Here is a 24,445-nt window from a genome sequence, read left to right as displayed (position 1 = left end):
CAATTGATAGTTGCCTTAAACTCAAGCTTGAATAACAAGATCAATTCACTTTCATGGCTTTGGCTAATTCTTCGGCAACTTTAGGACGAGAAAACTGTGGCGGAGGAGTTTTTCCTTCTCTCAGCATTGCTCTAACTTTAGTTCCTGAAAGATGAATTCGCTCATCTTTATTGGCAGGACTAGTTTTAGCTGTTGCCATCTGTTCTGTCAGGGTACAGTAAAAAGCATGTTCAAATTTAAGCGGGATAATACCTAATTCTTTGGGTGTAAATTCACCAAAGATTTCTTGAGCATCGTAGGTTCCATAATAGTCTCCTACCCCTGCATGGTCGCGACCGACAATAAAGTGAGTACAGCCGTAGTTTTTGCGAATTAAAGCATGAAAAATAGCTTCTCTAGGACCTGCATAGCGCATTGCCGAAGGATTAATTGCCAAGATGACGCGGTCTTGAGGAAAGTAATTTTCGATCATAATTTCATAACAGCGCATTCTGACATCTGCGGGAATGTCATCACTTTTAGTTGCCCCCACTAAAGGATGCAAAAATAAACCGTCAACTATTTCTAAAGCGCATTTAATAATGTATTCGTGGGCGCGGTGGATGGGGTTGCGAGTCTGAAAGCCAACGATAGTTTTCCAGCCCTTTGCTTGGAACATGTCCCTCGAAGCGGCAGGATCGATCTGGTATTTAGGAAATTGAGGATGATCTGCTCGCTCTAGAAGCCAAACCGGCCCAGCCAGATTAATTTCTCCTTGATCGTAAACTACCTTAACTCCTGGGTGCTTATCTTCATCCGTGCGATATACGTTTTCGGCTTCTAGTTGCTTATCGTAAGTATACTTTTCTGTAAGTTGCAACACGCCAATAAATTTGCCATCGGGATCGTCAAGGCGAACTAAGCTACCAATCTCTAGAGGCTCTGCTACTGCTGATGTGACTGAGAGAGTGATAGGTACTGACCAGGGCAGATTATTCGCCAGACGCATGTCTTTGACTACGCTTAAATAATCATTCTGACCCATAAAGCCATTGATCGGACTAAAACCACCAATCGCAATCATAACTAAATCGGAAGTTGCTCTTTCGTCTAGCTGAACTATAGGCAAAGAATCTGCTTGAGCCAGGAAGTCCTGTTTTTCTTTGGCAGTAGCTAGGCGATTTATTAGCTCTCCACCGTGAGGTGCAATCAAATCTGTACTCATAAATTCCGTATTTTTTGTATGCTTATTGGGGCAACTTGTGTGAAAAATAATTTCAGCCTGCGCTCAATACAGAACTACACCACCTTACTTAATAAGCGGATGTAAGTTAATTTTTAATTATGGTTTGAGCATTACTTGTAATCTTATGATAAGTAAATCATATTTTATGTACATTATGCAGCGTTTATTTTCAATTCAATTTTGGTTGAGCATCGTCTTGTCTGTCTTGCTTTTCGCTTTAACACCATCTAGCACTTGGGCAATGGGCGGTAAGCAGCCACCAATCGATCAACCAGCCCCAGAATTTGTCTTACAAACCAACACTGGAGACGGGGAAATTGCTCTTGATGATTATTTAGGGCAATGGGTTGTACTTTATTTTTATCCCCAAGATTTTACTTCTGGCTGTACTATCGAAGCCCGCCGTTTTCAACAAGATTTGGCAGAATATCAAGCGAGAAATGCTCAAATTTTGGGAATTAGTGTGGATGATGTTGATTCTCATGCCCAATTTTGTGATTCAGAGGGATTAAAATTCCCCTTATTGGCTGATACAGACGGTAGCGTGAGTAAAGCTTATGGGTCTTGGCTTGGTGCAATGTCTTTGCGACACACCTATTTGATTGACCCTGAAGGTATTTTACGCGCCACTTTCTTGGGAGTTAGACCCAGTATTCATAGTCGGGAAGTATTAGCCCGTTTGGACGAATTGGCACAAAAACTATCTAGTTAGCAAATTGTTTTAGTTAGAATAGAATTTCATCTTGATTATTCCTAGCTACGAGCGTAGCTAAACCTGAATGAAGTCCATAGTTGGTAAGATCCTATACGATCGCTATCGCATTGTTCAGCAGCTCAGTCAAGACGACTGGAGTACAGTATATCTTGCGGAAGATTTAGCGCCAAATAACCCAGTGCAATGTCAAATTGAGCAACTGCAACCACAATACGATCATGAAATTTTAGGGGCGCAATCTTGGCAAAAAGTCCGACAAACATTTATAGCCCAAGGTGACATTCTCCTGAAAATAAGTCAGCATCCGCAAATTCCTCAACTATTGGCTTTTTTTGAATGCGATCGCGAATTTTATCTGGTTCGGAAGTACATTCAGGGTATAACTTTAGAGCAAAAGTTGCATAATTCGCTAATTAATGAATCAGAAGCTTTGGCGTGGCTAGAAGAAATTTTGCGAGTTTTGGAGTCTATCCATCAGTTGGGAATGGCTCATCTAAATATTCAGCCTTCAAGCTTAATCCAAGACTCAGAGGGGAAAAAGTTTCTGACCAATTTTGCGGCGATCAAAAATGCCGTTTTATTTGAGCAGAAGAATTTAACCAGGGTTCTTAACCCCGATTTCTCTCCCCAATCTCAGCCAGCAAAATCAGATTTCAGTTCAGATATTCATGCTTTGGGTAAAACAATTATTTATGCCCTAACGGGTATATTGTCAGAGTCTATTCAAGCAAAATCAGATGAAATAATTTCTCATAATCTAACTAATTTAAATCCTTCTCCCAAGGCAAATATTAGACCTGAGTTAGCTAGGGTACTAAATAAAATGGTGGCAAGCCAGCCTGATAATTACTATCAATCGGCAACGGAAGTATTAAATGACCTAGACTTTGGGCAAAATGTGGTCATTTTTCCGCCTCCCTTTGCTCATGGTTTTCGTTTGCCTCAGCAATCATCATCATTAGTTAAATCTAAATCTACAGGTAAGCTTCAGAAACTAATCGGCTCGCTTAAATCGGTTCGGGGCATAATTTGGGCTGTGCTTTCTCTACCTTTCATTGTCGCCACAGTAATTTTTTTCCTTGGTGTCAATCGAAATTCTGAGAAAAACTTGCTCAAGTACACAAACAGCGACTATCAATTTTCGCTTAAATATCCGCAAACTTGGTCTGAGGAACAAATAGACGATCCAATTACAGGGGAAGTGGTTGTCTTTACCTCTCCCCAAGAAACAGATGATGATTTATTTGCTGAAAAAGTTCATCTGGCAGTGGAAAATTTATCTTCTGACCCAACAGATCTTAAGCGATATAGTCAAACTGTTTTAGATCGCATTAATCAAACAGGAAGCGGCAACAAAGAACTGTACGAAAATTTCCAAACTACTATTGACAACTCTCCTGCCCGAACAGTGATTTACTCTCGTCAACAGGGATCGTTGCAGTTAAGACAAATGGAATCTTTTACAATTAAAAACAATCAGGTTTACATTGCTATTTATACTGCCGAAAAAGCAAAATTTTATAAGTTTTATCCGACGGTGGAGAAAATGATTGATTCTTGGGAAATACAGTAATGATTATTAATTCAACGAGCGGAGGAAAAATAGTCAGAAATTTCTTGAGCGATCGCCGTTGCACCATCCTTAGATAAGAGATCACTTTTACGCGGGGCAAGTAAAGGCTGATGGAGAAAGTCCCAGTTACCTGTAAAAAACTCGTCAGTGGAAATAATTTGATGTTGAGAGTAATCTTGAATGCTGTTGAGTAATACAGATGCTTCGGCAAAGCCTTCACGAGTTAATGAGACAATTGGCGTATCACAACATAATGCTTCAGAGAATGTGCTGTAGCCTGGTTTAGAAACCACTCTCCCAGAGATGGGCATAAAGTCTAGAGGGCGTAGAGTTTGATCTCCAATTTTCAGTAGATTGGGCAAATCGGGTGCGTTGGGATCAAAAGTTATAAATTGCCAGTCGGGAAAATGGTTTAAGTTTTCGTAGGGAATTGACTGCAAACCTAAGCCACCAAAAGTGAGCAAAATGGTTTTCGCTAAAGGTGCAGACAAGTTAAACTGCTGGCGCAATTGTTCAGAATTAAACTGGGGTGTACTTCCCGTCAATCCTACCTCAGTGTGATTTAAAAAGGCGCTCATCGACTCGGCTAAAGGCAAACGAAACAGGCGATCGCTCTTACTATAATAGTTTTCTGTCCAGGCGACGATTTTCTCAAAGTCCGATCCCCAATCACGATAAATAAAGTCCCAGCCAAAATTACTCATCATCCAGCAGGGAATTCCCGCAGCATGGGCAATTGGCGCAGCTAAAGCGGGAATATCTGCCAAAATCAGACCAATATTCTGATCTTTGATATATTGCGCTTCTTCAGCAATAATGAACTTTTCTTGGCTCATAATGTTTTGCATCTTGCTCAAGGTAGCCTGTCGATCCATGGTCAGGCTATCTGTTTGGATTACTCCTACATCAAAAACTCGTGGGCGATAAACGAAATCCCCTTTGATATAACACTTGAGCAGCCATTCAGGAGCAACAGTGACTAGATGCAAGGCAATATCAGGACGTAACTGCTGTAATTTTTCGGCTACCGTCGCTGCTCGTACAGCATGACCAAAACCGTGACTAGTTACCGCAATGTAAATGGTGAATTGAGCCATAGAAACATTTTATGATAATCACTCAAAGCCATTAAAGCATATGCCGTTAGATCATCAAGTATTTATTTGAATACTGAATTGCTGGAGATCTTAATAAAACAAGGTACAATTATAAATTGTGTTTAATTATCTGTAGCTCATGCCTAAGCTAAAAACCAAAAAGTCTGCTGCCAAGCGTTTTCGTATTACTGGTAGTGGCAAAAAAATCATGCGTCGCAAGGCGTTCAAAAACCATTTGTTAGAGCGCAAAAGCAAAGAGCGTACTCGCCGTCGCCTATCTAATATGGCAGTAGTACACGAGACTGATGAAAAAGCAGTTCGCACTATGATGCCTTACAGCTAAATATTAGTTGCTAACGTCCATTGAATAAGATCCATAAATATTAACTATTAACTATGAGTAGAGTAAAACGGGGTAATGTCGCCCGTAAACGTCGTAAAAAAATCCTCAAGCTAGCTAAAGGCTTCCGTGGTTCTCATTCCAAACTATTTCGCACTGCTAACCAGCAGGTAATGAAGGCATTACGTAATGCTTATCGCGATCGCCGTAAACGTAAACGCGATTTTCGCCGTCTTTGGATTACCCGCATTAATGCAGCAGCCAGAATGAACGGCTTAAGCTATAGCAAGTTGACTCATCAACTTAAACAAGCTGAAGTAGGTTTAAATCGCAAAATGCTCGCACAACTAGCAATGGTAGATCCTGAAGCTTTTACTAAAGTAGTGGAAGTAGCTCAATCAGCAAATTAAATTTAAAGTTTAATTGAATGGCGATTAATTTTGTAGAGACTCGGTTTTCATTATGAAGCCGAGTTTCACGCTTTTGAGCTACCAATAACGCAGAGGTGATTATGATGCAAAGAGTAGCGATCGTTGGCTCTTGCGGTGCAGGAAAATCTACATTAGCTGTGAACTTAGGCAAAAAACTAGATTTACCCGTAATTCATTTAGATGCTTACTATTGGCAGTCTGGATGGCAGGCAACCGATGCCCAACAATGGCTACAGATACAGGAAAAATTAATTGAGCAGAATCGCTGGATTATTGATGGCAATTATGGCAATACAATGAATATCCGTTTAGCAGCAGCAGATACAGTCATCTGGCTCGATTTTAATCGTTACTTATGTCTGTGGAGAGTTTGCCAAAGATATTTAAAGTATCCTGGTAAAACAAGACCAGATATGGCAGCTAATTGTCCCGAAAGATTAAATAGAGAATTTATACAATATGTATGGAACTTTCCCCAAGTACATCGCTCTAGGATTAAGGCTAAATTAGCCAAGTATCAACAGCAAGAAAATAAACAGGTTATTATTCTCCAAAACCCTCGTCAGGTGTTAGATTTGCTTGAGAGCATCAATCTGACAGCATCATGAAATATAGGCTTTTACATCTAATCACAGCGCTATCTTCAATTAGCTTGGCGATCGCCAGTCAGACAATTACTCCCAAGTCAGTAGCTGCGCGGGAATGGTCAGAAATTGCATCCCAGGGAGAATTAAAAGTTGCAGTTAAAAATAATCTGCGTCCTTTAGGTTTTACCAAGGAAAATGGTAATTTAGTTGGTTTAGAAATCGATATTGCTCATCAGTTAGCAGCAGAATTGTTAAACGATCCCAAAGCAATTGAGCTTATTCCTGTTGATAATGTCGAACGATCGCAAGTAGTTTTAAAAGATGAAGTAGATATTGCGATCGCCAGAGTAGCGGTGACAACTCCTCGCAGTAGGATCGTCGATTTTAGTCCTTATTACTATTTAGACGGTACAGGTATAGTTACGAAAAATCAGCAGATTAAAAATATCAATAGTCTCCCTCTTAAAAGAATTGCTGTACTTAACCATTCTGCCACTATTGCCGTAATTCAATATCGACTACCCAACGCTGCTTTAATTGGTGTAGATTCTTACACGGCAGCCTTAAAATTAATGGAAAGCAACCAGGTGGATGCTTTTGCTGGCGATCGCTCTATCCTGAGCGGTTTAACCCAGGAATATCCCGACTATCACCTACTGCCAGAAAGACTATCTGGGGAGGCATTAGCGGTAGTAATGCCTAAAGGTTTGCAATATCAAGAATTACGTACCAAAGTCAATCGCGCGATCGCTAGATGGAAACAGTCTGGATGGCTGCAAGACAGGATTGAGTATTGGGGATTATGATGAAGATTGTGATTAAAGCTATAAGCTATTTTTAAGAAGCTTTGGCATCAAGAGAAAATAAGCGTTTTAAAATTTCGGCAATGATTAATCCACAGGCTAAACCAGCAGTATTTGCCAGCAAATCTTTAACCTCACAATATCTATTTACGTAAGGTTGAATTAGTTCAATCAATCCACTACAAGCAATAAATAACAGCGTAATTACCAGCCAATATTTCGGTTTTTTCAAAGCAGTAGGCAACATCAATGTAGCATAGGCGACAAAATGATGGATTTTATCTGTTCCAGGTACGGGAGGTAATGTTTCTAGCGGCCGAAGCGAGAGAATAGTGATTAATGTCAAGATAAACAGGGTGCAAAATATCCAATACTTTTTAATCCAAGTCAGCAATATGTTCATTAAATGTTTCTGCCAATTGATTTGCGCCAGTACATTTTTAACATTTTAAGCAGCTAACAGTAGTTGTATTTAGCACCGCAGTCAATAGACCTGTCTTGATAATAGAAGCTGTAACAAAGTAAATGCGTTATGGTCATTCCAATTAGTTTGCGCAGATTTATTTGTGACTTCTGACTTCTGACTTTTTTTACTGTCCTACATAACGCCGTAAGAAACTTTCTAGGGATTCCAGTTTGAGATTAAAGGTAGATTCTAACAGAGTAATTTCATCTCTAGTACAGAAAAATTCATGAGCTAAGAGGGTGCGTAAAGTTCCCAAGGATTTGTTTAATTGAGGATTAATTAAACCAACCCCAAACCTTAAGCCATCAAAAAGCTGTAGGGGAGGATTAATTACAATTGGCTCTTGATTAAACAAACGAGCAAAAATACGTGGGATATCTTCGCGCTTAAGAATATCAGGCCCACCCACGGCAAAAATCTTATTTTTGGCTGCCTCAATTTTAGTAGAGGCGATCGCAATTCTAGCTAAATCATCAGTACTAACGATTGAAGAGCGATTTTGCTGTTCCCCAATTGAAAAATAAATTCCCGTATCGCGAAATCTCTCTGCCAGAGGAATTAAGTTGTTGGCAAATCCAGAAGGTCGCAAAATTGTGTAGTTTAGACCGCTCTTAATCAGATACTTTTCGACTTCTCGCTTGGCTTTAAAAGTGGCTGAATCTTGATAACCGCGATCTACTCCTAAGACAGAAATAAACACAAAATGTTCGATGTTATTGGCGATCGCCCGATCGATCAAGTTAATATTGGCTCGATAGTCGATGGCTTGAGCATCAGTGCCTCCATGACTACTAATAATGTATTTAACTCCTTCACAGGCTTTAATAATGTCTTGTTCAATTTTAAGATCGCCAATAAAAATCTCAGCCCCACGATCTTCTAGTTCACCAAAATGGGCTGATAAACGGACAAAAGCTCTCACTGACTCTTGATCTTCTCTTAATTGTCTGACAATCCTACGTCCTAATGATCCTGTTGCGCCAGTAACTAAATACATTAATACCTCTATTGTTTGATCTCAGTAAGATGAACAGAAAAAAACACTTCTGTCTAGAAATTCTAGAAAAAAAATAACTAGCTTGACAATCTGTAGATAGGCAGACAAAAAATTGACAACCCAAAGCAATTAAATCACAGCTCAAATATGTTTGAATTGCTTGCCGACAACGCCAACTAGTAGATCTCTAGGCATCAGTCTGGGTAAATTAACAATAATTTGGTTCTTAAAGCCACCTACTACTGCGGTAGATTGGCTTTTATCTAAAGCCCTTAAACTCTCTTTAACAACTGCCTCAGCTGAAGCCATGGTCATAGTATTGAATGCTGTTGTTGATTTAGGAAAATCCGCCCGATCGTAAAATTCCGATTCGGTCGGCCCAGGACATATTGCTAAAATTCTTACCCCCAAATCTTTGTTTTCTGCCCACAACGCCTCACTAAAATTCAGGATAAAGGCTTTGCTGGCTGCATAGACAGACATATAAGGAATGGGCTGAAAAGCTGCGATCGACGAGACGTTGATAATAGCCCCGTCTTTTCTTGTTTGCATCAGAGGTAAAAATAAGCCTGTTAATTCAACTACAGCACTAATATTAAGCTGTACCATCTCCATCATCTTACTTAGGGGGCGATCGCTAAATGCGCCATAATCGCCAAATCCCGCATTATTAATCAACAGGTCGATAGTTATATTTTGTGCCTGAACTGTATCAAAGACAGCTTTTCTGGCTGCGGTTGTGGTCAGATCTTGGGCAATTACGGTCGTTTTAATTTGATATTTACTACTCAATTCTGTCGCTAAGTTATCTAGCTTATCTTGCGATCGCGCTACCAAAACCAAGTTAGTTTGTCTAGATGCTAATTCTTTGGCAAATTTCTCGCCAATTCCCGTTGATGCCCCAGTAATTAAAGCCGTTGTCATAATCCTCAAATTAAATAATATCTTTAATATCTTTGTTAGTTACGGATTGTAACGCAGCTTTAATTGATCATCAGCAGTCCCAAGTCGTATTTTTACCTTATTGCTCATTGCTCTAGTCTGGATACCAGAACATACCTTTAATTCCCTCTGGATCTAAGATAAATCCCAATCTTTGATAAAATTTAATTACTTGAGGATCGGCAAACAAAGTAATATTGCTAATGTCTGCACTGCGAAGCTGAGCGATCGCGTATTTCATCATGGCTTTGCCTAAGCCTCGACTTTGAAACTTGGGGTCAACAACCACATCCCAAATCGTAGCGTTAAAAGCATGATCTGAAGTAGCTCTAGCAAATCCAATTAAACGTCGTTTTTTGCCAGTAACTTCCCACATTGAAACCACTAGAAAACTATGTTCAATCGCTTTTTTCACCTTGCGCAAAGGGCGTCGCGCCCAACCGACGCGATCGCAAAGTTCTTCTAGTTCATAAAAGTCAATATCTTTCTCGGTACTAAAGATAATTTGAGGTTGAGAACTATCGTTGTTTTCTAGGTTAAATAAATCTTCCTTGAGTCTAGTGCTTTCAGCAGCATTAACTGCGTCTGAACTACTAAATAATTTTTTCCAAAAGACCATGCCAATGTGGCTTTAATTATTTGTGGTTTTTTAATATGATATGTCTGTTATATTAGTCTATTTTCTGACGCAAAATCATTTCTGAGCAGAAAAACTGCTACCGTTTAAAGCAAACATGAGTTTTTTAGTTCCAAGCACAATGAATCAAGATTTTCAGCGTCTAAATTAATCGCGTCAACTGTATAGTTGATTGTATCTAGAATTCTGCTAGACTGTGATGATACGATAAGACAATGCCATCCATAACCATACTAACAACACCTCATATTTATGAGCTAACTGCACCTGTCGCCGACTCAAAACGACCTGTATTAGTATTCGTACATGGTTGGCTGCTCAGTCGTCGTTATTGGCAGCCGTTGGTAGATCTGTTGCAGTCTGAATATCAATGTTTGATTTACGATGCTCGTGGCTTTGGCGAGTCTCAGTCTCAATTAGCTTATCGGTCTAAATCGTCTCACATCACCACTTCCCATGATGCTAGCTTAACGCAGTCAGAAGAAACTCCGTTATTTCAGGGCGAAGTCTCCCTGACGGAGGATGAGTTATTAAACCCGAAAAGTTATAGCTTAAAAGCTTATGCAGAAGACTTGGGTTGTTTACTTGCCAGTTTATCGATTGAATACGCTTGGGTAATCGGACATTCATTGGGAGGTAGTGTGGCTTTATGGGCAGCAGAACTTTATCCTCAAGTAGTTCAGGGGGTAGTTTGTCTCAATGCAGGTGGCGGTATTTATCTTAAGGAAGAATTTGAACGTTTCCGTAATGCAGGTCAACAATTAGTTAAGTTTCGCCCACGCTGGCTGTCTTACGTTCCTTTGCTTAACCTAGTATTTTCTCGGATGATGGTGGCACGTCCTCTAGCACTGAAATGGGGTCGTCAAAGAGTGCTGGATTTTATTCGGGCTGATGAACAAGCTGCAATGGGGGCATTACTTGAATCTACCACCGAGACTGAAGTACATTTATTGCCTCAGTTAGTTTCTCGTCTACAACAACCAGTTTATTTTATTGCTGGCGATCGCGATCGCGTTATGGAAATTAAATATGTTAAGCATTTAGCAAGTTTTCACAGTTTATTTGCTTCGCAAGATAGCAATGTTTTTCAAATTGATAATTGTGGTCACTTGGGTATGATTGAAGCACCTAACGAAGTAGCCTCGATTGTTCAGAAAATTTTAAGTAAACATGCTCACGAAGTGTCAAAAATAGAGTAATCATTTATTTAGCTTGAAACCCCGACGATATTTAAATCTAAACATTGGTTAATTAATTCTTCCACACCGCTAACAGGAAAAATTGGTCTTGCTAATTGAGTACTAACATCTGCAACCGTTAGATCGTCGAGGAATTTAGTGTCATCGTGCTTGAGCATCAAGGAAGGTAGTAACACACCATCCCCTAAATCTTTATTTGACAAGCCAGTAAGCAGATCTTGTCCTGTTAATAAACCCGTGACGGTAATTTCCTGTCCCCAATATTGGCTATTTAATGCCACTAAGTTAACTTCTAATCCCTGTACCTCATTAAGTTGGGCGACTAAGGGTTGAAAAGCCTGTTCAACTGCGTTGCCGACTACCCAGGTAAAACGACGAGGTTGAGGAATCGCCTTGGGCAACATTTTTTGGGCAGTAGCTTGAAATTGCTTGAGAAATAGACGGATTGAGCCGACACCATTGCCAATTTGCGGATAGTCCTCGTAGTGTGATTCAGGGGGAATATCTTCACGAGCAATCAAAAACCATTCATCGGCCAACCAGGCAAAAGTGCTGCCCAACTGTCGTTTAAACTTAGCTTGCAATTGTTGTACCTGTTCAATGACGGCGATCGCTTGTTGCTGACTGACAGGAGTTAATTCATCTTCTGGAGGGCGAAAGCGGGTTAAACCAACAGGAACAACCGCAGCAGAGACAACAGCAGGTATTTCTCCCTGATGGAAAGAAGCTAAATCTAATAAAGTTCTGGTTAGATGTTCGCCATCATTAATGCCTGGACAAACAACTACTTGAGCGTGGATTTGCAAACGTCTCTTTTGAAACCATCGAAGCTGAGACATAATTAGCCCTGCGCGCTCGTTTTTTAGTAATCGAGTTCTAATTTTTGCTTCAGTAGCGTGTACAGAAACAAATAAAGGAGACAGGCGCATCTGTTCGATGCGTTGCCATTCTTTCTCTGTCAGGTTGGTGAGAGTAAGATAGCTACCATATAAAAAGCTCAGGCGATAATCATCATCTTTTAAGTAAAGGCTTTGCCGTTTACCAGGAGGTTGCTGATCGATAAAACAAAAAGGACAGCGATTATTACACTGAATCAGACCATCAAATAAAGCCGTTTCAAACTCTAAACCCAGATCATCATCGTAATCTTTTTCAATCTCAATCTGATGCAGATCCCCCGCCGTATCGATTACTTCTAATTCCAGATATTCATCACTACAAAGAAAACGATAATCAATCAAATCTCGTGGCTGAGTTTGATTGATCGACACGATCGCATCCCCAACTTCAAATCCAATCTCTTGAGCGATCGAATCTGGCAGTACACGGCTAATTTTGGCTGGTTGAACAGTAGCTAAACTCATTTTTGCCCTTATCCCTTAATCCATCCTAGCGCGACAGCAGCCAAGATAAACACGCCAAAGCCTAATCGATACCAAACAAATACCCAGGTACTTCTTCTTTTCAGAAATGCTAATAACCAGGCGATCGCTAAATAAGAAAATACGGTTGAAGAGATTAACCCAGCAATTAAAGGTAAAAATCCCGCATCACCTCCACCAGTATCGATCAAGTCTTTTAGTCCAACTAATCCAGCAGCAGTAATCGCTGGAATTCCTAACAGAAAAGAAAATCTGGCTGCTGAGGCGCGATCAATATTATTAAATAAACTGGCAGTCATTGTCGAACCAGAACGAGACACTCCAGGTATAATTGCTAAGGCTTGAGCAAGACCAATGAAAACACCATCTTTGACTGTTAAATCTTCAAAATTACGTTTTTGAGTCCCGACATATTCTGCCAAAGCTAACAAAGAAGCCATCACAATTGAAACAATCGCAATTGAAGGCATACTTCTAAAAACTGTTTCATAAATTGGTGGTTCAAAAATTGTCAGCACCAAACCAGCAAAAATAAGTGGGAGTGAACCTAACGCTAATCCTACCGCTAACCAAAAATCTGGAGACTCATAATTAGAATGGCGAATTGCTTTAATTATTCCTTTGACAATCTGATTTAAATCTGACCAAAAGTAAGAGATAACCGCAGCAATACTACCAAGCTGGATCACAGCCGTAAAAGAAACTCCAGGATCGTCCCAGCCAAAAAATACGGGAATGGCTTTTAAATGCGCCGTACTACTGATGGGAATAAACTCTGTCGCCCCTTGGACGAATCCCAAAACTATTGCCTGAAAAAGATTTACCTGGGTTACTCCCGCTGCTGCCTCATTTTGTGAGACAAGTTCTGGTGAACTGGCAAGCACGAGGTTATGACCTAGCTGATTAAAAATCAGGGTAAATACAAGACCAAAGCCTAAAAAATAAAGTAGACTTTTATAATTGTTGGTCTGCCTAGACATAGTATAGTAATCCCAAATCTAAAACATTTATAAATATGCTAAATATCAAGTGTATCTGGGAATCATCCATAACCCAAGCATTTTTAAATCAATAGATAAATTTCGATATTATAGGAATATAGTGAGTACACTTAGAAATTACTAATAGTCACCATACTAATTTGTTAGACGTATGAGTTATGCAACCTCTTCCGCCAGAGCAGAAATCAATGAACTGCGTCGCTTAAAAACCCTGCTTCCCCCTGAACTGCAAAGCTGGGTAATTGTCGAAGGTTCAACCGAAGTCAATCCGCCTTTAATCCGTAGCGAAGAAATTGGCAAAGATGAGATTGAAATTCAAATTGATTTAGCTAAATGGGATAGTTTAGCGATCGACCAACGCAACCTGCTGTTTTGGCATGAGGTCGCGCGGGTTCAAAATGATACGATTCCCAAGGAAGGCTGGGAAATGGCAGCCTTAGCCATTGGTTTGGGTGGTGCTGTCGGGGAATTGTGGGTACAAGACGGTTTACTATTATTACTCGCCATGTCACTCTGTGGTATTTCTGGGTATCGACTTTGGCAAAAAAATAGCAATGAAAAAACTATCGCAGAAGCAATTGAAGCCGATGAAAAAGCGATCGCTTTAGCTACTCGCTTTGGTTATTCTTTACCTAATGCCTATAAAAGTCTTGCTAGCGCCTTAAGAAGTCTGATTGAAATGACCCCTAGCCGTCGCAAACGCAAAAAATATGAAGAGCGATTACAAGCACTACGTCGTGCTGCTTCTAGAGATCAGGCAAAGGCGAAAGAAGGTAGAGAACCTATTGGCAGAAGAGATAATCGTCTTTAAAATACATTAAAACCATTGTATTTGTTGCACCTGTTTTAGACAGGGACAATACTGGGTTTCATCAAAATTCAATTGTTAAATTAAATCAACAAAAATAAATAAATGTTGGTAAAATAAGGCGTTTGGGCAAATTAGTAATATTTAGGCTTGAGGAGCATGGCAAGTAGTTTAGTCCATTTCATTTAGTTTTCTGGTTCAAAATTCAGAAGATAGATAAATTTGCCGATTTTGATCGATTAAGCCTAGTGGCTCAAAGTACAGTTTGATTTTGCTGATAGCTAAAGTTGAGAATTAATGATAGACGAGACACCAGAAATCTTGTTTCCCTTGTCCAGCTTACAGGATAGCCCAATTATAGAAATACCTGAACGCTTGACAGTTTTAGAAGCTTTGGTTTTTAAGCAAACTGTGGCAAAATTGTTGGAGCAAAATATTGCCGACCACCAGATCCTGCTCGATTTTAGTCAAACCAGGTTTATTGATAGTAGTGGTATCGGTGCGCTAATTGCCAATTTTAAGCTTGCCCAAGCAAGCAATATTGAATTAATCCTAGAGTCAGTTCAATCCCCTGTAATGGCTACTCTCTCAATGACGGGGCTATGTGATGTCTTAAGCATCAAATCCTCGGCAAAGTGGTCGCCAAAAGAGTCTCCTGAAACTCATCCATCAGTCAGATCTATTGTTAAGCGACTAATAGATATACTGGGGGCAATTGTTGGTTTAACCATTACAGGAGTCATATTTATTCCTGTGGCGATCGCCATTAAATCTAATAGTAAAGGCCCAGTTTTGTTTCATCACACTCGCTGCGGTTGGATGGGTCGTAAGTTTCAAATTTGGAAATTTCGCTCGATGTATGCCAATGCTGAAGCTCTCAAGCAGCAAATTGAAAATCAGGCAAGTGGTGCTTTTTTTAAGAATGACAAAGATCCTCGCATCACTTCCATCGGTAATTTTCTAAGGCGTACTAGTTTAGATGAGCTACCCCAGTTTTGGAATGTTCTTAAGGGAGATATGAGTCTGGTGGGAACTCGTCCGCCAACTCCTGAAGAAGTAGAAACCTATCAAATTCCAGAGTGGCAAAGACTTAACGTCAAGCCTGGAATGACTGGGGAATGGCAGGTACACGGTCGCTCTCAAGTACGCAACTTTGAAGATGTAATTAAGCTAGATTTAAGATATCAGCGCAACTGGAGTTTACGATACGACCTCAAACTAATTTTTAAAACCGTGATGATTATTTTTAGTAAAAATAATGGCGCAGTTTAAAATTAAATAATTGATGTTACCCACTTTATTAATCTGTAAAGAGTAGCAACATAGCACCAGATATCAAGTTTTAATGAGCCAGCAGTCAGAGATTACGATCGCGATAGTAGGGGATGTTCACGACCAATGGTCAGCGGCAGATAGTTTGGCATTGCAGCACCTCAAGGTAGATTTAGTCCTATTTGTGGGAGATTTTGGCAACGAGGCAGTAGAAATAGTCCGTGAAATTGCCGCAGTCCCCATCCCCAAAGCCGTAATTATGGGCAATCATGATGCTTGGTATAGTGCTTCTTCCTGGGGTAGACAAAAAGCACCCTACGACAAGTCTAAAGAGGATCGAGTACAGCAGCAACTGGATTTATTAGGCGAAACACACGTCGGGTATAGCAAGCTAGATTTTCCTCAGTTTGATGTTTCAGTAGTTGGTAGTCGTCCCTTTAGCTGGGGTGGCTCTACCTGGAGAAATAGCCAGTTTTATCGCGATCGCTACAACATTAAAAGTTTTGAGGAATCCACTCAGCAAATAGTCGAGTCTGCGCAAAATACAGCTTATCAAACTCTAATTTTTATTGCCCATAATGGCCCTGATGGTCTAGGCAAAAAGACAGAATCCATCTGTGGTCGAGACTGGAAAGCAGAAGGGGGAGATTACGGCGATCCTGACTTAACCAAAGCGATCGCTCAAGTACAAAATTCAGGTAAATCTATTCCTCTGGTCACTTTCGGACACATGCACCATGAGTTGAAAATTCCCCGTGGTAAACGGCGAAAGTTAGTCGAAGTAAGAGAGCAAACCGTGTATTTCAATGCTGCCTGTGTACCCCGTGTAGTCAAAACTGCTCAAGATGTCAAACGGAGCTTCTCCCTGGTAACCCTGCGCCAAGGAATAGTAAAGACAATTTCTTTAGTTTGGCTCAACCAAAATTTTGCTATTCAATCAGAATTGTTATATAGCAATCCTAAATGAAATGAAAAATTTCTACTACCTACTACTTACTACCTACTACCTACTACCTACTACCTACTACCTAAAAACCAATCAATGTAGTTTCATGAATCAAACAGTACTGCTATATTAAGCGGTTGCTTTGACCAGTAAACCAGTAGCAGCGCCAAAGCAGATTAAATTAGGTAACCAAACAGCGAACCAAGGAGGAATAGCTCCTGAAATACCCAAAGATTGAGAGATAAAAGACAATAAATAATAGCCAAAAATCAGCACCAGACAAATACCAAAGCTAGTTGCTTTGCCCGAGTCTTGAGGTTGAACCCCAAGTACTGCACCGATCATGGCAAATACTAAACAGGCAAACGGCAAGGCAATCTTTTCGTGAATTCGTACCTGCCACTTGCGAATTCTTGGTTCATCACTACCAGGTCTGATTAATTTAAGATAGTCAATTGCCTGGAAAACGTTCATTTCATTAGGATTGCGGCTTGTTTGCGTGATATCAAGCGCCTCTTTTGGCAGTGCTAACTTTTGATGCTCGAACCGAACAATATTGTTATAGCCTCCATCTGAGCCAATTAAATAAATTGTCCCGTCATAGAAATCCCAGATATTTTCTAAGACATTCCACTGGGCCGATCGCGCAACGACAATTTGACTAACTGGTCTACGGGAACGATCTAATACCGTTAGGTTAGTCATTTGCTTGCCGTTGAATTTTTCGGCATAGAATAAACGGGTCAATACTTCTCTAGTTTCACCATTTTCTGTTTCAATCTCTGCATACTCGGGAAACAGAATATTCTTAGTCTCGAATTCGGCACGAGTTTCTCCCAGTGCTTGCTTGAGAGTCAATGAAGCCTGATAGCTCGCTGCGGGAGCGACAAAATTATTGAACAAAAAAGTTGTTGCCACAATACATAAACTAAAAGCGATCGCTGGCAGGATTAGACGATAAATGCTTACACCAATACTGCGTAAAGCAATGAGTTCGCTATCGCTAGAAAGACGACTATAGGTCATCAAAGTTGCCAGCAAAATTGACATCGGAAAAGCAAATACGACAAATTCAGGCATTCTCAAGAGCATGATTTTGGCAGCTATGCTCCAATGTAGTCCTGAGTCCGTCACCTTGCGGATTAATTCAAAGACTGCGCCAATAGATAAACCTAAAGATGTAAATATGCCCATGCCGAACAAGAATGGCAAGATCAATTCCTTGATGATGTAGAGATTCATCACGGATAAACCAACTTTCTTGGGATCGATTAATTTTAATGCGCCAATTTTCATGGGTACAGAGAAGAGACAAAAACTTAGCCGTAGCCTAACCTTAATTCGTCTTTTTGTGAGGATTTTTTAATTTTTTGGCAGTCGATTTTTGACGGCGATTTGACTCCGTCAACGCTCGGCGATCGCAAATTAATTTTAATTCGGCTTGATGCTCCCATGCCCAGTTGGCTAAAATTTCCAGCGGTTCGATGAGCTGCTTGCCAAACGTGGTTAGAGCATACTCTGTCTTAGGAGGGACGACAGGATAGATTTTACGCTTTATTATATTGTCTGACTCTAGCCTTCTTAAGGTCTGAGTTAGCATTTTTTTTGAGATGCCAGGAATTTCTCGCTGTATTTCACTATACCTTTTTGTCCCCTGATTAAGAACATATAAAACTGGCAATGTCCATTTATCCCCCACAATATTGATGACCTGGCGTACGGGACAATCTTTATCTAATATAAGTTCTGGTTCTGTTTTGGAAACCATAAGGTAACTACGAAACTTTTAAGTACCTACTTGAAAAAAAGAGTCTATCTACGCCATATTATAAACCAAGGGTACAACCTTAATTATTTATTTATATTGCTATGAAGAAAAATAGCGCGATCGCCAGCAAAGCCATAGGTGCATCCTTGTTGTTTTTAGTTTTAACAGGCTGCGGTAAACAACAGCCAGAAGCACAAGCTCCACCACCTGCCGTTCCTGTCGCCGTCAAAAATTTAGACAACAATCAGGTCAAAATAAGTTCAGAATTTGTTGGTAGATTGGAAGCTAAACAAAGAGTAGCTTTGGCTCCACGAGTTGACGGTAGGATTACAGAAATTGCCGTGCAGGAAGGAGATACAGTCAAGCAGGGAGATTTAATCCTGCAACTACAAACCAGTCGAGAACAAGGAGAAGTAGACGCAGCCAAGTCTCAAGTTAATATTCAAAAATCTAACGTGAGCAATGCTGAAGCAGAATTAGGAGTCGCTGAGGCTGATGTAGCCAGTGCCGAAGCAGATGTCGAACAAAGCAAAGCAGATTTGCGCAGACAAGAAGCGGAACTGAAGCTAGCACAAACTAATTTAGAGAGAACTAAATTTTTAGTTAAACAGGGGGCGCAGTCTCAGCAGGTATTAGACGATCGCACTAGAGATCTTAGTGCAGCCAAGGCACAAGCAGATGCTCTCAAGGCAGCCTTAAATTCTAGTCAGAAAGCTCTTAGTGCTGCTCAACAGAGGGTAGTTTCTGCTAGGTCAGAAATTGCGGGACAGCAGGCGGCTCTTAATCAGGCGCAAAGCAGAGTGGGCATTGCCACCGATAATTTAGACTTTAATCGGGTTACTGCCCCTATAGACGGCATTGTTGGTGATATTCAGCCCAAAGTTGGTGATTATCTAGAAGCAGGAGATCAGATAACTAGCATTACTCAGGATGAGACTCTACAGCTTAATGTAGGCGTACCAATCGAACAGGCAAGTAAGCTAAAAATGGGCTTGCCTGTAGAAATCCTCGACAGCACAGGCAAAGCGATCGCCGAAGGTGATATTAATTTTATCTCTCCCAGAGCAGATCGCAGCAGCCAGGCAATCTTAGTTAAGGCAGCGATTAACAACAACGGCAAGCTAAAAGACGATAGTTTCGCTAGAGCTAGAATTATTTGGTCAGAAGAGTCGGGAATGCTCATTCCCACTGAAGCTGTATCGCGGATTGCGGGGAAAAACTTTGTCTTTGTAGCCGTAGAACAAAAGCAAAAAGACGGTAAAACAGCGCTGGTGGCCAAACAAAAGCCCGTTGAATTAGGAGAAATTCAGGGTCAGTCTTATCAGGTTATTTCTGGTTTAGAAAAAGGCGATCGCTTAATTACCTCTGGCATTCTCAATCTTACCAACGGTGCTGCTGTTACCACACAAGCACCTAGCAAAGAATCAGTGAGTAGTATCAATGACCAGTGAGCAAGAAGCAGATGAATAAAAAAAGGCTACAAGATCATAGATGTTCTGTTGAATTTAATTTTGTCCTAAGTACCTAGTAACCTTGTTCTACCTAAAAAATCATGCTTCTTAGTATTGCTAATACTTTCATCAAAAGACCGGTATTAACGACAGTAATTTCTATCATTACGGTGCTAGTTGGAGTGATCAGCATTCCGATGTTGCCTATCTCTCAGCTACCACAAATTGCGCCAATCCAGGTAGAAGTAACTTCTAGCTACATCGGAGCCGATGCAGAAACTGCCGAAACCAACGTTACTAGCGTCATTGAACGAGAAGTAAACGGGGTGGAGAATATGAGTTATATCTCCTCTAATACTAGTAATGATGGCGTTAGCAACATTGTCGTTTCCTTTCCTCCAGATGTAGATCGTGATATTGCACAAGTCAATGTACAAAACCGAGTTGCTCTAGCGGATCCTCAATTACCCAGTGCTGTCCAACAAACAGGCGTAACTGTACAGAAATCTTCCCCAGACTTGTTATTGGGGATTGCTTTTTTTGCCGAGAATGGAGAATATGACGATCTGTTTTTGAGTAACTATCTCGATCTTTATCTACTCGACCAGGTTAAACGAATTGAAGGGGTAGGACAGGCAGTTATTTTTGGTGAGAGAAAATATGCCATGCGTCTCTGGCTTAATCCTGATGCTTTGGCAGCTCGCAATCTTGGTGCAGATACGGTAGTAAATGCTTTAGAAGAACAGAACATTCAAGTAGGTGCAGGTAAAATTGGTCAACAACCTTCTCCCCAGGAGCAAAAGTTTGAGTTTACTCTCCGTGCTAACAGTAGATTAGAGAGCGTTGAAGAATTTGAAAATCTAGTAGTCGCTACAGGAGAAGAAGGTAATTTAATTAAGCTCAAAGATGTTGGGCGTGCAGAATTAGGGGCCGAAAATTACGATACCTCCGCCAAGTTCAAAGGTGACCCTGCTGTGGGGATGGGGATATTTCAGTTACCTGGAAGTAATGCTCTAGAAGTTGGCACGGCAGTTAAAGAAGCGATCGCCGAATTATCTCAGGCTTTTCCCCCAGGCATGAATTACCAAATTGCTTTGGATGCGACAGAGTTCGTGCAGGTGTCTTTAAAGGAAGTGGTAATTACCCTAGTTCAAGCAGTTTTACTAGTAGTTTTAATTCTATTTATCTTTCTGCAAGACTGGCGGACTACCCTAATTCCAGCGATCGCTATTCCTGTATCTCTAGTTGGCGCGTTTACCTTTTTGAATATCTTCGGATTTCAAATTAATACCTTGACTTTATTTGCGATGGTACTGTCTACAGGGGTAGTAGTAGATGATGCCATTGTGGTGGTAGAAGCGATCGCCACTAAAGTGGAACGGGGGATGAAGCCTCGTCTGGCTGCTATGGACACCATGGATGAGTTGAGCGGAGCAGTAATTGCGACATCTTTAGTTCTAGCTGCGGTGTTTATTCCTGTATCTTTCTTTCCTGGGTCGACAGGGGTAATTTTCAAGCAATTTTCTCTAACAATCGTGTTTGCGATCGCTTTATCTACTTTTAACGCCCTGTCTTTCTCTCCTGCGATGGCAGGTCTGTTATTACGTCCTGCCAACCCAAACAGAGAGCGAAATATTTTAGGCAAGTTTTTTAACAAATTTAATCAAGTATTTAGCTGGATTATTGATAAATATACCCAAGCGATTACTTTCTTGGCGAAAAAAATTGTTCGTCCTTTTGTTTTGGCGGCCTTTACTGCCTTGGTTTTGTTTACCTACTTTTTGTATAACTCAATTCCTACAGGTTTTATTCCTGAAGAGGATCAGGGTTATTTCTTTACCATTGTTCAAGCTCCCGATGGTGTATCCCTCAACTACACCCAAGACATCATGGAACAGATAGGAAACAAGCTCGGCGAGGTAGAAGATGTTGAAAGTTATTTTGCCCTGAGCGGTTTTGGTTTTGACGGTAACGGCAGTAATCGTGGTTTTGCTTTTACCAAACTCAAGCCTTGGGACGAAAGACGGGACACAGAACAGTCAGTTTATGCAATTTTGGGTCGTCTTAATGCTTCTTTCCAAAGTATTACAGGGGCAAGAGCTTTGGCGGTTAATGCTCCTCCTGTCAGGGGTTTAAGCACCTTTGGTGGTTTTGAATTCCAATTACAAGATCGAATTGGCTTACCGATTTCAGCGCTGGTAGAAAATGCCAACAATGTAATTGCTGCTGCTAGCCAAAGACCAGAACTTGCCAACGTCTTCACCCAATTTGCTGCTAATACTCCTCAAATTGAAGTATCGGTAAATCGCGATCGCGCTAAAGCCTTGGGAATTAACGTTGACGATATTTTTGATACCCTACAATCTTATTTGGGTTCGAGATATGTTAATGACTTTGTCCTTGAACAAAGACAATACCGCGTTTATGTCCAGGCAGACAGTAATTTTCGCGCTAATCCTCAAGATATCAACAAACTGTATGTAAGTTCTGCTAACGATCAGTTAGTTTCCTTGGGAACTCTGGTTGAACTGAAAGAATTCACTGGGCCTCAAACTATTACCCACTATAATCTTTTCCGCTCAATTAACATTCAAGGTACTCCTGCTCCTGGCTTTAGTACAGGACAGGCAATTCAAGCAATGGAAGAGGTGGCGACACAAACTTTACCAAGCAGTTTGGGTTATGAATGGACTGGTACAGCCTTAGAAGAAAAATCCTCTGGAGGACAGTCGGTCTTGATCTTTGGTTTGGGCTTATTAATGGCGTTTCTAGTCTTAGCTGCTCAATACGAAAGCTATGTAGACCCATTTATTATTATCCTTACTGTGCCTCTGGCGGTATTGGGAGCGATCGCGGCTATTTGGATTAGAGCAAATATTTTTCAAGCTGGCAGTGTTTGGCCGATCATCAATAACGATGTTTATGTTCAGGTAGGGTTAGTAATGTTGATTGGGTTAGCTAGTAAAAACGCAATTTTAATTGTGGAATATGCTAATCAACTAAGAGAACAGGGACTAAATATTGTTAGAGCAGCAATTAAGGCAGGACAAGAACGTTTTCGCCCCATTTTGATGACTGCCATCTCTAGTTTAGTTGGTTTTTATCCTTTGCTAGTTGCTACTGGTGCAGGTGCATCAAGCCGTTGGTCACTAGGAACGGCAGTGTTTGGGGGAATGCTGGTTACAACGGTCATTGGTTTATTTATCGTCCCTTCTCTTTATATCATGATCAAAAGTCTTGAATCTCTAATCAAAAAAGATAAAGGCTCAGGCAGTTCTGGTCATGGCAAGTCAAACGATTCTGATAATGGTCGCGTGCCAGCTAGGGAAAATTCTGAAGCAGAACTGACAAGTAACTACAAGCTAGATCGATCTGGTCAAAATTCCTAGGCAGTAACGTCTGTAAAGACAACTATTAGTTGTTTAAATCTCCCAAGTCCGTACTGAATAGATTAATCGGTACGGACTTTCTGTTATTTGAGCCACAAAATATGGTTTTAGTAATTTGCTTGAATCAATCTATAATAATTTGCCGATCGCAATCGGTTAAAATTTAACGAGAAGTAAGTTACAGTTGATACAAATATATAAAATGTCAGCTACCTTTAATTAGGGATTATTCCTGACTATACACAGCAGATATTATTTAATGATTTGGCCGTTTAACAAAACTAAAAAACAAATTGCGCGCATTGAAGTCACTGGTGCGATCGCTTCGGAAACTCGCAAGCAAGTTCTTAAAGCTTTTAAAACCATTGAAGAAAAAAAGTTTCCCGCCCTACTATTACGTATAGATTCTCCAGGGGGAACAGTAACCGATTCTCATGAGATCTTTACCGCTCTACAACGGCTACAGTCAGATAAAAACGTTAAGGTAGTTGCTAGCTTTGGTAACATTTCTGCCTCTGGTGGAGTATATATTGGTGTTGGCGCAAAGCATATTGTTTCTAATCCAGGCACAATCACAGGCAGTATTGGCGTTATCCTGCGAGGTAACAATTTAGAACGTCTGTTGGATAAAGTAGGAGTCTCTTTCAAAGTAATTAAGTCTGGCCCATATAAAGATATTTTGGCGTTCGATCGCCAAACTACCGCAGCAGAAGAACAAATTCTCCAGCAGCTGATTGACGTGAGCTATAGTCAGTTTGTGGCAACCGTTGCTAAAGGACGAGGATTAGAGGAAGAGACAGTGCGAAGCTTTGCTGATGGTCGAGTATTTACGGGAGAACAGGCTCTAGAATTGGGTTTAGTAGACCGTTTAGGTACAGAAGAAGATGCCCGTCGTTGGGCAGCAGAATTAGCAGGTTTAGACCCTGATAAAACAGAATGTTTTAATATTGAAGAACCGAAGCCCTTTATTAATCGTTTTATTCCTGGTCGCAGTCAAACTAAGTCAGGTATTGGGATGGCGATCGATGAACTTCAGTTTGAACTGTCCACTAATGGTTTACCCCTGTGGCTCTATCGTCCATAAATCAGCTTGTTTAGGGTTAAAGAGCTAAAAAGCTAAACTAAAACTTAAAACTTGAACGCATTGAACTCGTAAAATTCAAAACTCGATCAAATGACTGAGCAAGAGCAATTTTCTCCTCCCATCGCCCCCAAACAGTCACATACTCACTCGATTCATGGAGATGAGCGGCTGGATAGTTACCACTGGTTGCGCGATCGCGAAAATCCTGAAGTCATTGCCTATCTGGAAGCGGAAAATCAATATACAGAGGCAATGTTGACATCCTCCCGCCACTAATCGGAGTACCGATATAGTGGGGGATTCCTAAGACTCACGACTTAGGTTTCTGTTTC

Annotated in this window: 24 protein-coding genes; 14 read left to right on the top strand and 10 right to left on the bottom strand. The window is 40.7% G+C overall.

The genetic code is table 11. The annotated features are described in order from the left end of the window. Positions 1–40: 40 nt before the first annotated feature. Entirely contained in the window at positions 41–1,204 is a 1,164-nt protein-coding gene (gene sat / locus C7B62_RS02335) for a sulfate adenylyltransferase (protein WP_106233001.1), read from the bottom strand. Between the two features lie 175 nt (positions 1,205–1,379). Between sat and C7B62_RS02330 the strand changes: the two genes are divergently transcribed. Both C7B62_RS02330 and C7B62_RS02325 read left to right on the top strand, forming a co-directional pair. Next, positions 1,380–1,937, top strand: coding sequence for a peroxiredoxin (locus C7B62_RS02330; protein WP_106233000.1), 558 nt, complete (start codon positions 1,380–1,382; stop codon positions 1,935–1,937). A 67-nt stretch (positions 1,938–2,004) separates the two neighbouring features. After that, complete coding sequence (locus C7B62_RS02325) at positions 2,005–3,513, top strand: PsbP-related protein (RefSeq protein WP_106232999.1); 1,509 nt, start codon at positions 2,005–2,007, stop codon at positions 3,511–3,513. 11 nt (positions 3,514–3,524) lie between these two features. Here C7B62_RS02325 and C7B62_RS02320 read toward each other — a convergent pair whose 3' ends face one another. Next, positions 3,525–4,610 (bottom strand): glycosyl transferase, encoded by a 1,086-nt coding sequence (locus C7B62_RS02320; protein WP_106232998.1) that lies wholly within the window; start codon positions 4,608–4,610, stop codon positions 3,525–3,527. Positions 4,611–4,749: 139 nt separating this feature from the next. Here C7B62_RS02320 and rpmI point away from each other — a divergent pair, with 139 nt between their 5' ends. The 4 genes from rpmI (at position 4,750) to C7B62_RS02300 (ending at position 6,774) form a co-directional block, all read left to right on the top strand. After that, positions 4,750–4,953 carry a 50S ribosomal protein L35 gene (rpmI, locus tag C7B62_RS02315; protein ID WP_106232997.1) on the top strand — a complete coding sequence of 68 codons (204 nt, stop codon included), beginning with the start codon at positions 4,750–4,752 and terminating at the stop codon, positions 4,951–4,953. A gap of 53 nt (positions 4,954–5,006) precedes the next feature. Then, positions 5,007–5,360: a 50S ribosomal protein L20 gene (gene rplT / locus C7B62_RS02310; RefSeq protein WP_106232996.1), complete on the top strand. Its 354-nt coding sequence runs from the start codon at positions 5,007–5,009 to the stop codon at positions 5,358–5,360. Between the two features lie 101 nt (positions 5,361–5,461). Further along, positions 5,462–5,989, top strand: a complete 528-nt coding sequence (locus C7B62_RS02305; protein WP_233219777.1) for a DNA topology modulation protein — start codon at positions 5,462–5,464, stop codon at positions 5,987–5,989. Next, positions 5,986–6,774 carry a transporter substrate-binding domain-containing protein gene (locus C7B62_RS02300; protein ID WP_106232994.1) on the top strand — a complete coding sequence of 263 codons (789 nt, stop codon included), beginning with the start codon at positions 5,986–5,988 and terminating at the stop codon, positions 6,772–6,774. The genes C7B62_RS02305 and C7B62_RS02300 overlap by 4 nt, the downstream gene beginning before the upstream one ends. A 31-nt stretch (positions 6,775–6,805) precedes the next feature. Here the strand turns inward: C7B62_RS02300 and C7B62_RS02295 are convergent, their stop codons facing one another. From C7B62_RS02295 to C7B62_RS02280, 4 genes are all read right to left on the bottom strand, one after another. Further along, positions 6,806–7,174, bottom strand: a complete 369-nt coding sequence (locus C7B62_RS02295; RefSeq protein ID WP_106232993.1) for a VanZ family protein — start codon at positions 7,172–7,174, stop codon at positions 6,806–6,808. 187 nt (positions 7,175–7,361) lie between these two features. After that, positions 7,362–8,234 carry an SDR family oxidoreductase gene (locus C7B62_RS02290; protein WP_106232992.1) on the bottom strand — a complete coding sequence of 291 codons (873 nt, stop codon included), beginning with the start codon at positions 8,232–8,234 and terminating at the stop codon, positions 7,362–7,364. 141 nt (positions 8,235–8,375) lie between these two features. Next, positions 8,376–9,158 (bottom strand): SDR family oxidoreductase, encoded by a 783-nt coding sequence (locus C7B62_RS02285; protein ID WP_106232991.1) that lies wholly within the window; start codon positions 9,156–9,158, stop codon positions 8,376–8,378. Positions 9,159–9,270: 112 nt separating this feature from the next. Further along, complete coding sequence (locus C7B62_RS02280; RefSeq protein ID WP_106232990.1) at positions 9,271–9,795, bottom strand: GNAT family N-acetyltransferase; 525 nt, start codon at positions 9,793–9,795, stop codon at positions 9,271–9,273. Positions 9,796–10,028: 233 nt separating this feature from the next. On the opposite strand from C7B62_RS02280, the gene C7B62_RS02275 reads away from it, so the two are divergent. Beyond that, entirely contained in the window at positions 10,029–11,012 is a 984-nt protein-coding gene (locus C7B62_RS02275; RefSeq protein ID WP_106232989.1) for an alpha/beta fold hydrolase, read from the top strand. 8 nt (positions 11,013–11,020) lie between these two features. Here the strand turns inward: C7B62_RS02275 and C7B62_RS02270 are convergent, their stop codons facing one another. Both C7B62_RS02270 and C7B62_RS02265 read right to left on the bottom strand, forming a co-directional pair. Then, entirely contained in the window at positions 11,021–12,376 is a 1,356-nt protein-coding gene (locus C7B62_RS02270; protein ID WP_106232988.1) for a TIGR03279 family radical SAM protein, read from the bottom strand. A gap of 8 nt (positions 12,377–12,384) precedes the next feature. Continuing rightward, positions 12,385–13,374 (bottom strand): undecaprenyl-diphosphate phosphatase, encoded by a 990-nt coding sequence (locus C7B62_RS02265; RefSeq protein ID WP_106232987.1) that lies wholly within the window; start codon positions 13,372–13,374, stop codon positions 12,385–12,387. 172 nt (positions 13,375–13,546) lie between these two features. On the opposite strand from C7B62_RS02265, the gene C7B62_RS02260 reads away from it, so the two are divergent. The 3 genes from C7B62_RS02260 to C7B62_RS02250 all read left to right on the top strand — a co-directional run bounded on the left by C7B62_RS02260 (position 13,547) and on the right by C7B62_RS02250 (position 16,442). Then, positions 13,547–14,206, top strand: coding sequence for a DUF3318 domain-containing protein (locus tag C7B62_RS02260; RefSeq protein ID WP_106232986.1), 660 nt, complete (start codon positions 13,547–13,549; stop codon positions 14,204–14,206). A 294-nt stretch (positions 14,207–14,500) separates the two neighbouring features. After that, positions 14,501–15,475: a sugar transferase gene (locus tag C7B62_RS02255; protein WP_106232985.1), complete on the top strand. Its 975-nt coding sequence runs from the start codon at positions 14,501–14,503 to the stop codon at positions 15,473–15,475. Between the two features lie 73 nt (positions 15,476–15,548). Further along, on the top strand, positions 15,549–16,442 hold the full coding sequence (locus C7B62_RS02250) for a TIGR04168 family protein (RefSeq protein ID WP_106232984.1): 894 nt from the start codon (positions 15,549–15,551) through the stop codon (positions 16,440–16,442). Between the two features lie 108 nt (positions 16,443–16,550). Here C7B62_RS02250 and C7B62_RS02245 read toward each other — a convergent pair whose 3' ends face one another. Together C7B62_RS02245 and C7B62_RS02240 are read right to left on the bottom strand one after the other, a co-directional pair. Then, positions 16,551–17,717, bottom strand: a complete 1,167-nt coding sequence (locus C7B62_RS02245; RefSeq protein WP_106232983.1) for an LptF/LptG family permease — start codon at positions 17,715–17,717, stop codon at positions 16,551–16,553. A gap of 40 nt (positions 17,718–17,757) precedes the next feature. Continuing rightward, positions 17,758–18,189 (bottom strand): helix-turn-helix domain-containing protein, encoded by a 432-nt coding sequence (locus C7B62_RS02240; protein ID WP_106232982.1) that lies wholly within the window; start codon positions 18,187–18,189, stop codon positions 17,758–17,760. A gap of 101 nt (positions 18,190–18,290) precedes the next feature. Between C7B62_RS02240 and C7B62_RS02235 the strand changes: the two genes are divergently transcribed. The 4 genes from C7B62_RS02235 to C7B62_RS02220 all read left to right on the top strand — a co-directional run bounded on the left by C7B62_RS02235 (position 18,291) and on the right by C7B62_RS02220 (position 24,389). After that, a complete protein-coding gene (locus C7B62_RS02235; RefSeq protein ID WP_106232981.1) occupies positions 18,291–19,640 on the top strand; it encodes an efflux RND transporter periplasmic adaptor subunit in 1,350 nt (449 codons plus the stop codon). A 101-nt stretch (positions 19,641–19,741) separates the two neighbouring features. Continuing rightward, complete coding sequence (locus C7B62_RS02230; protein WP_106232980.1) at positions 19,742–23,029, top strand: efflux RND transporter permease subunit; 3,288 nt, start codon at positions 19,742–19,744, stop codon at positions 23,027–23,029. Positions 23,030–23,288: 259 nt separating this feature from the next. Further along, positions 23,289–24,113, top strand: coding sequence for a signal peptide peptidase SppA (sppA, locus tag C7B62_RS02225; RefSeq protein ID WP_106232979.1), 825 nt, complete (start codon positions 23,289–23,291; stop codon positions 24,111–24,113). Positions 24,114–24,203: 90 nt separating this feature from the next. Continuing rightward, entirely contained in the window at positions 24,204–24,389 is a 186-nt protein-coding gene (locus C7B62_RS02220) for a hypothetical protein (protein ID WP_106232978.1), read from the top strand. Positions 24,390–24,445: the final 56 nt, after the last annotated feature.

The sequence above is a fragment of the Pleurocapsa sp. CCALA 161 genome, assembly GCF_003003995.1.
In the GTDB taxonomy this organism is placed as follows: Bacteria; Cyanobacteriota; Cyanobacteriia; order Cyanobacteriales; family Xenococcaceae; genus Waterburya.
Note: the sequence above shows the minus strand (reverse complement) of the source record. Positions and strands in the feature narration are given on the sequence as shown.